The organism is Stenotrophomonas sp. STEN018 (assembly GCF_056760235.1).
Window position 1 is genome coordinate 1 of sequence record NZ_JBRREK010000092.1, and the last position, 10051, is coordinate 10051.

Sequence of the window (10051 nt, forward strand, 5' to 3'; positions counted from 1 at the left end):
CCCGCCCCCCGACCACCCCCCCCCCCAAACCCCCCGCTCCCGCCCCCCCGCCCGCCCCCCCACCCCCCACCCCCCACCCCCCCGCCCCCCGCCCCCCCCCCACTACCGACAGCAACCCCTCCCCGGCCCTCCCCTTCGCTACGCGAAAGGGAGGGCGCAACAGCGTCCCGCCCCACCGTTACTTTGTCCTCATAAACCCGAGCCGGGTTTCAGGCGATAATCCGCCCAGCGTCGGCGTGTTGCCCACGCACTCCCCCGTTTCGGAATTGCAATGAGCGAGATTCGCAAGGTACCGGCCTCCGCCGGTGCGGAATGGCTGCTGACCGGTTTTGGCCTGCTCAAGCGCGCGCCGCTGGCGCTGGGTTCGTTGGGCATCCTGTGGGGCGTCGGCACTTCGCTGGTGCTGTCGCTGTCGATGCTGGTACCGGCGTTGGGCACCGTGGTGCAGCTGCTGCTGCTGTTGGCGGGCCCGTTGTTCATGGGCGGCATGTTGTGGGCCATCCGCGAGGTCGACCAGGGCCGAACTGCCAAGCCTTCGCACCTGCTGCAAGGCGTGCAGGAAGGCCGCGCGCCGCATCTGTTGGTAGCGTTGCTGCCGCAATTGGTAGCAGCATTGGTTCTTGGAACATTGCTGCTGGTGCTGGTCGGTACCGATGGCCTGCAACAGCTGTCGGTGGTGATGGTCAAGCTCAATGAGCTCAGCCAATCCGGTGCACAGCCGGACCCGGCACAGATCGAGGCATTGGTGGCGACACTGCCGGCTGGGCGCATCCTGCTGTGGCTGCTGTTGTTGATCGCCAGCTTCGTCGCGCTGACGCTTGCGCTGTTCGTGATGCCGCCGCAGGTGATGTTCGAACGCTCCGGTGGCATGCACGCACTGCGCGAAAGCCTGCGCGCCAGCATCCACAACCTGCCGGCGATGCTGGTGTTCTTCGTGCTGGCCTTCATCGCCATCTTCGTGATCTATTTCGCGGTGATCATCGTGGCGCTGTTCATCGGCCTGATCGCCGGCCAGGTGGCCGCCATGGCCATCGCGCAGTTGCTGCTGATGGCGATACTGATGCCGGTCTTTGCCGGCGCGGTGTATGCGGCATGGAAGCAGATGCTGGCTCCGGCCGATGCGACCGGCCCGACCACGCCACCGGTAAGCAGCGGTCACGTGTTCGAAGCCTGATCCAGGCTGTCACGCTGCTTGCAGCAAGGCCGCGCAGAGATGCGCGGCCTTTTTATTTCAGACCGTGTCGCGGCTGCGCTTGATCAGGTACATGGCCTGGTCGGCAGCATGCAGCAAGGCATCAACCTCGGCACCGTCCGCAGGGTAGGCGGCCACGCCAATGCTGGCGGCGATGACCAGGGTGAGTTCTTCGCCATCACGCAGGTAGTGCATCGGTGCCTGCAGCGACTGCGTCACCCGCTCCATCAGACGATGGGCGTCGTTGATGTCATCAAGCTCTTCCAGCACCAAGGCGAACTCATCGCCGCCCAAACGGGCCACGGTGTCGTTCTCGCGCAGGGCGTTGCGCAGCCGCGCGGACAGCTCAATCAGCACCGCATCGCCGGCACCATGACCCCAGGTGTCGTTGACCGTCTTGAAGCGGTCAACGTCCACATAGACCAAGGCGAACATGCCGCCGTGGCGCTGTGCGCGGTGATGGGCGCTTTCCAGCCGGTCCATGAACAAGGCACGGTTGGGTAGCCCGGTGAGCATGTCGTGCATGGCCAGATGACGCATTTCCTGCTCCATCTGCTTGCGCTGCTCGACTTCGATTTCCAGCTGGCGGTTACGCTCGGAGAGCTCGCTCAATGCATCGCGCAGCGCCACCCGGTGCCGGTACAGCTCCAGGAACACCTGCACCTTGGACAGCAGGATGGTGGCTTCCAGCGGCTTGGCCATGTAGTCCACCGCGCCGAAGCCATAGCCCTTGAGCCGGTGCACATCGTCAGCGTAGGTGGCGGTGACGAAGATGATCGGGGTCTGCCGGGTGGTTTCTTCCTGCGACAGGATCTCGGCCACTTCAAAGCCGTTGATGTCCGGCATGTAGACGTCCAGCAGCACCAGCGCGAACTCATCGTCCAGGGTGGCCTTCAGCGCATCGTTGCCGCAGGCCGCCTCGACCACTTCCACGTCCAACTTGGCCAGTACCCGACGGATCACCAGCAGGTTGGCGGGGTTGTCATCTACGGCCAGGATCTTGGGGCGCTGCACTGCCACCGGCTTGGTCACGAACATAGTGCTTCCAGCAAAAAGGGAATTTCGGGGAGCGGCAGGCAGTAATCGGCACCAGCCAGCTCCAGTGCGGCGGCAGGCATCATAGCCACCTGCGCCGTTTCCGGGTCCTGAACGATCAGTGTGCCACCGGAGCGTCGTATCCGCGCACACCCTTCGGCGCCATCGGAATTTGCCCCGGTCATCAACACCGCCAACAACTGCTCGCGCCAGACCTCGGCCGCAGATTCAAACAGAACATCGATAGAGGGACGTGAAAATGCCACCCGCGGGTCGATGCTCAGGGCAAAACGGCCATCGCGCTCGATCAGCAGGTGGTAGCCGGACGGGGCCACATAGACCCGTCCCGGCTCGGGCCGCTGGCGCTCCTCGGCCTCCTCCACCGGCAGCCCGCTGCGGCTGGCCAGCAGCTCGCAGAACACCCGCATATCCTCCGAACCACTGTGGCAGACCACCACCATCGGCACCGGCAGCGGCCCCGACAGACCACCCAGCAACAGGTGCAGGGCGGCAAGCCCGCCCGCCGAGCATCCCACCACAACGGCTTGTGGAGGCTGCCCGGATGCGGTTTTCACAGTAAGCCACCAGCGTTGCGGTACAGCCGCAGCTCGGCATCCAGCGGCACGAAGTCGCGCGCACTGGGGGCGAAACGGATCGACTCGCGGTTGCCCAGGCAGAGGAAGCCGCCACGGCTGAGGCTGTTGCGGAACAGGCCCAGCACCCGGTCCTGCAGCGTGTCGGAGAAATAGATCAGCACATTGCGGCACAGAATCAGCTGCGCCTCGGTAAACACGCCGTCGCAGACCAGGTTGTGGTTGGCGAAGGTGACGCGTTCCTTGAGCCGCTCGTCCAGCTTCATGAAGTCGTAGCGGGCGTGGTAGTAGTCGGACAGCGTGTGACGGCCGCCAGCGGCAAGGTAGTTCTCCGAATACAAGCGCGCATCGCGGATCGGGAAAATGCCTTCCTGCGCCTTGGCCAGGGCTTCATCGCTGAAGTCGGTGGCATAGATCTGGCAGCGGTCGTACAGCCCGGCTTCCTTGAGCAGGATGGCCAGCGAATAGACCTCCTGCCCATGCGCGCAACCGGCCTGCCAGATATTGATCTGCGGGTACGAGGCCAGCACCGGGAACACTTCGTCGCGCAGCTTGCGGAATACCGCCGGGTTGCGAAACATCTCCGATACCGGCACCGACAGCTTGGCAATCACCTGCGGCACCATCTCGTCATCACGCAGCACGCGTGCGGTCAGCTCGCTGACGCTGGGCAGGCTCAGCCCATGCGCCAACGCCAGCACCCGCCGCTTCAACGAGGACGGCGCATAGCCGGTGAAGTCATAGCCATGCCGCCGCGACATCGCGGCGATGAAGGCATCTACTTCGATGTCGTCGATGTCATCACGCAACGCCTGCGGAGCGACCGGGCCTACTTTTGAAGCCATACGCGCATCATCGACAGCAGCTTGTCCATATCCACCGGCTTGGTCAGATAATCATTGGCGCCGGCATCCAGGCACTTGTCGCGATCACCGTGCATCGCTTTGGCGGTGACGGCGATGATCGGCAGGTTGCCCCACTGGGGTAGTTTGCGGATCTCGCGGGTGGTCTCGTAGCCGTCCATGCCCGGCATCATGATGTCCATCAACACCAGTTCGATGGACGGGTTTTCCTGCAGCTGCTGCAGCGCCTTGTAGCCATCCTGGGCCATCGACACGTTCACCCCGCGCGCGCGCAGCGACTTGGACAGGGCAAACAGATTGCGCATGTCGTCATCGACCAGCAGCACCTGCCGACCGCCCAGGTTATTGTCATCGGACGGTGTGGCATTGGCCCCACGTGAGCCGATGCTGTGCAGGAACAGGCTCACTTCATCGAGCAGGCGCTCGGGCGAACGCTGGCCCTTGATCACGATGCTGTCGGTGTACTGGCGCAGCTTGAGGCTGTCTTCGCGGCTCAGGTCCTGGCCGGAATAGATGACCACCGGCGGTACTGCAACCAGCGTCGCTGCCTTTTCCAGGAACTCGATACCGGAGATGCCACCCAGGTTGAGATCCAGCACGATGCAGTCGTAGCTATGGGTGGCGATGCGCTCCAACGCCTCCTCACCCGAAGCGACCTGATCGATCTCGACATTGTCGGCCTGCAACAGGTGGGTCAGCGCCAGCCGCGAATCCGGATCGTCGTCGACCAGCAACAGCTTGCGCACGATCTTGCCGGCCACATCCAGCAGATGGTCGAAGGCGGCAACCAGTGCCTTCCTATCCACCGGCTTGGTCAGGTAGCCGATCGCGCCCAGGGCCACGCCCTTGGCCGCTTCGTCCACGGCCGAGATGAAATGCACCGGAATGCCGACGGTGACCGGATCGTGCTTGAGGTGCTGCAGCACCGACCAACCATCCATGCCCGGCAACATCACATCCAGCAGGATGCCAGTGGGGCGATAGCGCCGCGCCAGCTCCAGCCCGCTTTCGCCATCGGCAGCTGCAAGCGCGCGGTGGCCCTTGCGGCGGATCAGATCGACCAGGATGCGGGCGAACGCCGGATCATCTTCCACCGTCAGGATCACCGTCTCGCCGGCGGCGATGGCGTGGCGATCATCGGGAATCCAGTCGATCAACTGCGCAGTGGCGACACGCGCCGGGCCCGACGTGGGCGCGGGCTGCAGCTCGATGGCCGCTTGCCTGGCGGCCACGGCGCTGTTGATGCCGGCCGACAGCAGCGGCAGTACCAGACTGAAACTGCTGCCCTTGCCCTGCTCGCTATCGACGACCAGCTGGCCGCCCAGCAACTGCGCCAAACGCCGTGCAATGGCCAGGCCCAAGCCGCTGCCGCCGTAATGACGACTGGTGCTGGAATCGACCTGCTCGAAGGCTTCGAAGATCGAGTCCAGGCGTTCTTCAGGAATACCAATGCCGGTATCGCGCACCGTCAAGGCCACGTGCTGGTCGTCGGCAAGCGCGCCGATGCGGGTCAGCATGGCGCTGTTGGCCATCGCCAGATGCAGGGTCACCGAGCCTTCGCGGGTGAACTTGAAGGCATTGCCGAGCAGGTTGTTGAGCACCTGCTGCAGCTTGGAACGATCGGTGACCAGTGCGTCCGGCATCGACGGGTCCACCTCGATGGCGAACTCCAGCCGGTTTTCCATCGCCATATGGCGGAAGTGGCGTGTCACCTCGCGGGTGATGGCGTCGATCTTCACTTCTTCGCGGTGCACGTCCATCTTGCCGGCCTCGATCTTGGACAGATCGAGGATGTCGTTGATCAAGCGCAGCAGGTTGGAGCCGGAGTCGTGGATGACCGCGGCGGCCTCCACTTCTTCCACGTCCAGATGCCCGCTCTCGTTCTCGGCCAGCTCCTTGGACAGGATCAGCAGACTGTTGAGCGGGGTGCGCAGCTCGTGCGACATATTGGCCAGGAAGTCGGTCTTGTACTGGCTGGCACGCGCCAGCTCCTGCGCCTTGAATTCGGTTTCGCGCTGCAATACCTGCAGCACGTCCTTCTGCTCGTTGAGCACCTCGGTCTTCTGCCGCAGCTCCTCGTTGGAGGCCTGCAGTTCCTCGGCCTGCACGCGCAGTTCTTCTTCGGACGCGGACAGGCGCTGGGCCTGCTCTTCCAGCTCCACGGTCTTGCCCTGCAACTCTTCGTTGGTGGCGCGCAGTTCTTCTTCCTGCGCCTGCAGGGCCAGCTGCGACACCTGCAGCTCTTCGGCCTGGGCGCGGGTATGGTCCAGCAGCAGCTGGGTCTCGTCGGCGCGGCAGATGTTGTCCAGGCCCAGCGCCACGGTCGGCAGCACCGAGTCGATGAAGGCTTCCTGGGTGGCGTTGAAATGACCGAAGGTGCCGAATTCGAACACGCCCAACAGGCGATCCTTCAGCAACAACGGCACCGCCACCAGATGGCGCGGCTGCGCTTCACCCAGCGCCGAATGCACGCCGAAGAAATCATCCGGTACCTGCTGCACGCTGATCCGCTTGCGCTCCAGTGCCGCCTGCCCGATCAGGCCATCGCCAAGCCCATAGTGCAGGCCGAGATGCCTGCGCCGCTGGAAGCCGTAGCTGCCCTGCAGGCGCAGTTGCTGCTCCCGCTCATCCCAAGCGAAGAACACACCGATCGGCGCATCGATACGCGGCGCGATCTGTGACACCAATACCTGCGCGTACTCGCCTGGAGTCTGCGCGGTCTGCAGCTCGGCACCAACTTCGCCGACACTGAGCTTGACCCAGTTGGCGTCACGCGAGGCCACCGAATTGCGCCGGAACACCTCCATCGCGCGGGCCATTTCACCGATCTCGTCACCACGACCAAGGCCATCGATCTCGATTTCCAGATCGTCACTGGCCAGCCGCGTCATCTCTTCAGTGAGGCGGTTGATGGGGGTGACGATCACCCGGGAGATCAGCCACAGCGTAACGATGACGATCACCAAGCCAACCACCAGCAGGACCAGCGAGACCTCGTGCGCCTTGGCGATCCAGTCACTCATCTGCGCCCGGTCGTTCAGCATCAGGCTGACTTCGGAGTTGTAGATGCCATCCAGTGTTTCAGCCAGGGCATTGCCCTGACCGCCATTGCTGACTGCATGCAGCAGCTCAAGCTGGCTTCTGGGCGCTGCGTCACCGGCCGGGCGCAGCACCGCCATGACCTCGCTGTCCCAGGTGCGGGCCTGCTGCTGGGTGCGCCGCAGGCGTTCGGCCACGTCACCGTTACCGGCAGCAACCACAGCCGCCTCCATGGCTGTGTCGCGACGCTCACGCAGTTGGCTGAGCGCCTCCATCTGCCGCTCGCCATCACCCAGCAGATAACTGCGGATGGCTATCTGCTGCAGCCGCACCGCCTGGATGGCGTCTTCGATCTGGTTGATGACCTCCAGCTGCACCGCCTCACGCTTGCGCGCAGCGTCGTCCTGCCCCGAGGTCCGGTAACTGACCACGCTGGTGGCCAGGAAGCACAGGAAAAACAAACCAAATGCCGCCAGCATCTTGTTCAACAGCGACACGTTGTTGATCCAGCTCTCTTTCTTTTGCGTCATGCAGGTGTCCCCCTGGGTGCCACCACGCCTGCCAATCCGCGCGGCCTCTTTTCAGTGAAAATAGCGCAGATTGCCGACGACCGCCTGCTGCGGTTGAATCAGGACTTCGCGGTCTTGCCTTGGTCGCGCGGCTGCAGCCAACGCGAGGCATGTATGCCCAGTTCGTAAAGGAAACACATGGGTATCGCCAGCATCAGCTGGGAGACCACGTCCGGCGGAGTCAGCACCGCCGCCAGCACAAAGATACCGACAATCGCGTAACCGCGGCCTTCACGCAGCTGCTGCGGGCTCACCCAACCCAGCAGAACCAGGATCACCATCGCCACCGGCAGCTCGAAGCTGGCACCGAAGGCAAAGAAAATGGCCAGCACGAAATCCAGATAGGCGTTGGCATCCGGGGTGATGGCGATCACCTCCGGGCGGAAGGTGGTCAGGAAATGGAACACCGCCGGCAGCACCAGGAAGTAGGCAAAGGCACAGCCGATATAGAACAGCGCAACCGCCGAACCCAGCAATGGCAGCGCAAGGCGCTTTTCACGTGCATACAGGGCTGGCGCCACAAATGCCCAGGCCTGGTACAGCAGCCACGGCACCGCCACGAACAGGGCGGTGAAGAAGGTCAGCTTCAGCGGCGCGAAGAACGCACCGGCTGGATTGGTGGCAATCATCGATTGCCCGGCCGGCAGCTGCGATATCAGCGGCGTGGCCAGATGGGTATACAAGGTGCGCGAGAACGGCATCAGCGCCAGCAGCACCACGCCCAGACCCAGCAGCGCGCGCACCACCCGCGAGCGCAGCTCGATCAGGTGTTCGATCAAGCTGCTTTCGTTGAGATCCGCTGCACTCATGGCGCCCGCTCCTGGCTTGGCGGGGCTTGCTCGGCGCTTGCCGGCACATCTCCCAAGGGGATGCTGTGGTTGAGCTCGGGATCAATGGCAGCGTGACTGACTGGCGCAGCGGCCGCTTCCTGCGGGGCTTGCTCAGCAGCTGCGGGCGAGTCCCCAGCAGCAGCCACCGGGCGTGGCTCAATGGTGCGTGGCTCGATTACCCGCTCGGCGGCCGATTCCGGCAGTTCCACTTCGCGTTTGAAGGCGTCGGTCTCGCTGCGCACCTGCTCGGCCTGGTCGCGCAGCCCGGTCTCGGCCTGCTGCAGCGATTGGCGTACATCCTGCAGATTGCGCTTGAGCTCCTCGGCGTGCAGCTCACGCTCCAGCTCCTGCTTGACCGAATCCCACTGGTTGCGGGCACGGCGTACCCACAGCCCGGCAAAACGCGCTGCCTTGGGCAGACGTTCCGGGCCGAGGACCACCAAGGCCACCACTGCGATCAGCAGCAGTTCGCTGAAGCCGATATCAAACACGTCGGGCGCTCAGGATCAGCGCGCGTCGCGGTCGTGCTCGGCCTGCTTCTCGCCGCTCTTGTCGGCATCACGCGATTCGTCGCTCAGCTGTGCAGCCGGCTTGTCCTCGTCACGCATGCCCTTCTTGAACTCTTTGACCGCACTGCCCAGATCCTTGGCGCCGCTCGTCAACCGCTTGGTGCCAAACACCAGCAGCACGATGACCAGCACGACCAACCAGTGCCAGATGCTGAAACTGCCCATGATCTGCTCGCGTTATCTGTGTGGAGGTTGTCGAGCATAGCGCACAAGGTCTTAACTGATCGCTATGCCAAAGGTCAGTTGCCGCCGTCCAGGCTTTCGGTGCGGATCTCGCCTTCGGAGACCGGCTGGAAGCCCTGCTGCGGTGCCGGTTCAGCGCTGGCGTGCTGCAACGGCGCGGTGGTCGCGGTATCGGCACCAGCGGTATTGGCTGCCGGCGCCTGCACGCTGACCGCATTGCTGCGCGGCGCGCTTGCCGCCACCGGTGCGGCGCTACCCTGGGTGCCACGCTTTTCACGCGCGGCATAGGTGGACTCTTCCAGACGGTCACGGAACGCCACGACGTCGGACGACGGCGCTGTATTCAGGCGGCCTTCCAGAATCATCCGCGGGGTGGTGTTCTGGCCGTAGGCCTCAAGGTTGGCGGCATCGTCGATCTGCAGCACCGCACCATCCAGTGCGACACCTGCAAACAGGCCGCGCGCGCGCGACCACGACCAGATTTCAGCCTTGAGCTGACCATCGGTGGCGGCCGCGGCATTGCGGCCAACCGGGCCGGCGGCAACGCCAGCATCGGCGCCGAGGGTGAACTTGCCGTTGACGATGTTGTCCAGGCTGCGGTCGTTGCGGAACACCAGGATCACATCCGAAGACTGCACACCTGCCTGGAAGCCGATGCTGCCGCCAGTAAGCTTGATGAATACCGGGTTGGACCAGCTGCCATCGGCCATTTTCACCGACATCAGACCGTGGCCGCGGCGTCCACCCAGCACCAGACCTGCCTTGATGGTGTCCGGCAGCACGACGACGGCGCGGCCTTCGTCCAGCAGCTTGTCAGGAATGGACTGCTCGGGGATGTCCTGGATTTCACCGAGCACCCGCACCGCATTGCGGGCACGCTGATCTTCCTGCGGACCGGCGACGGCAGTGGCGGACAACAGGCTCGCGGACAACAGCAGAACAAGGCACGGCAGGCGGCGCATGGGTAACTCCGTAGGTCGATGCATAGAAAGATAGCGCAAGTGCCTGAAATTAGTAGCGTGGCTCTGAATAAGCCGGGAATGGGGCAAGCGCTGGCATGCCCCTGTAGTGGGGGGGGGGGGGGGGGGGGGGGGGGGGGGGGGGGGGGGGGGGGGGGGGGGGGGGGGGGGTGGGGGGGGGGGGCAAGGCGCCCGCCGGGCGGCGGGGGGGGGCGACGG

9 protein-coding genes are annotated in these 10051 nt (G+C 64.3%); 1 reads left to right on the plus strand and 8 read right to left on the minus strand.

The genetic code is table 11. From position 1 onward, the window contains the following. Positions 1–271: 271 nt before the first annotated feature. A complete protein-coding gene (locus ACVOMB_RS20010) occupies positions 272–1174 on the plus strand; it encodes a BPSS1780 family membrane protein (RefSeq protein WP_481532796.1) in 903 nt (300 codons plus the stop codon). Positions 1175–1231: 57 nt separating this feature from the next. Here the strand turns inward: ACVOMB_RS20010 and ACVOMB_RS20015 are convergent, their stop codons facing one another. The 8 genes from ACVOMB_RS20015 to ACVOMB_RS20050 form a co-directional block, all read right to left on the minus strand. Next, a complete protein-coding gene (locus ACVOMB_RS20015; protein ID WP_481532797.1) occupies positions 1232–2230 on the minus strand; it encodes a diguanylate cyclase domain-containing protein in 999 nt (332 codons plus the stop codon). Continuing rightward, positions 2221–2802 carry a chemotaxis protein CheB gene (locus ACVOMB_RS20020; protein WP_481532798.1) on the minus strand — a complete coding sequence of 194 codons (582 nt, stop codon included), beginning with the start codon at positions 2800–2802 and terminating at the stop codon, positions 2221–2223. The genes ACVOMB_RS20015 and ACVOMB_RS20020 overlap by 10 nt, the downstream gene beginning before the upstream one ends. After that, the gene (locus tag ACVOMB_RS20025; RefSeq protein ID WP_481532799.1) at positions 2799–3665 is read right to left on the minus strand and encodes a CheR family methyltransferase; all 867 of its coding nucleotides are present in this window, start codon (positions 3663–3665) and stop codon (positions 2799–2801) included. The genes ACVOMB_RS20020 and ACVOMB_RS20025 overlap by 4 nt, the downstream gene beginning before the upstream one ends. Continuing rightward, positions 3650–7252 carry a response regulator gene (locus ACVOMB_RS20030; RefSeq protein ID WP_481532800.1) on the minus strand — a complete coding sequence of 1201 codons (3603 nt, stop codon included), beginning with the start codon at positions 7250–7252 and terminating at the stop codon, positions 3650–3652. The genes ACVOMB_RS20025 and ACVOMB_RS20030 overlap by 16 nt, the downstream gene beginning before the upstream one ends. A gap of 98 nt (positions 7253–7350) precedes the next feature. Next, positions 7351–8100 carry a twin-arginine translocase subunit TatC gene (tatC, locus tag ACVOMB_RS20035; protein ID WP_481532801.1) on the minus strand — a complete coding sequence of 250 codons (750 nt, stop codon included), beginning with the start codon at positions 8098–8100 and terminating at the stop codon, positions 7351–7353. Further along, on the minus strand, positions 8097–8612 hold the full coding sequence (gene tatB, locus ACVOMB_RS20040; RefSeq protein WP_481532802.1) for a Sec-independent protein translocase protein TatB: 516 nt from the start codon (positions 8610–8612) through the stop codon (positions 8097–8099). The genes tatC and tatB overlap by 4 nt, the downstream gene beginning before the upstream one ends. Positions 8613–8627: 15 nt before the next feature. Beyond that, entirely contained in the window at positions 8628–8855 is a 228-nt protein-coding gene (gene tatA, locus ACVOMB_RS20045; protein ID WP_481514351.1) for a Sec-independent protein translocase subunit TatA, read from the minus strand. 74 nt (positions 8856–8929) lie between these two features. Next, positions 8930–9835: a lipid-binding SYLF domain-containing protein gene (locus tag ACVOMB_RS20050; RefSeq protein ID WP_481532803.1), complete on the minus strand. Its 906-nt coding sequence runs from the start codon at positions 9833–9835 to the stop codon at positions 8930–8932. Positions 9836–10051: the final 216 nt, after the last annotated feature.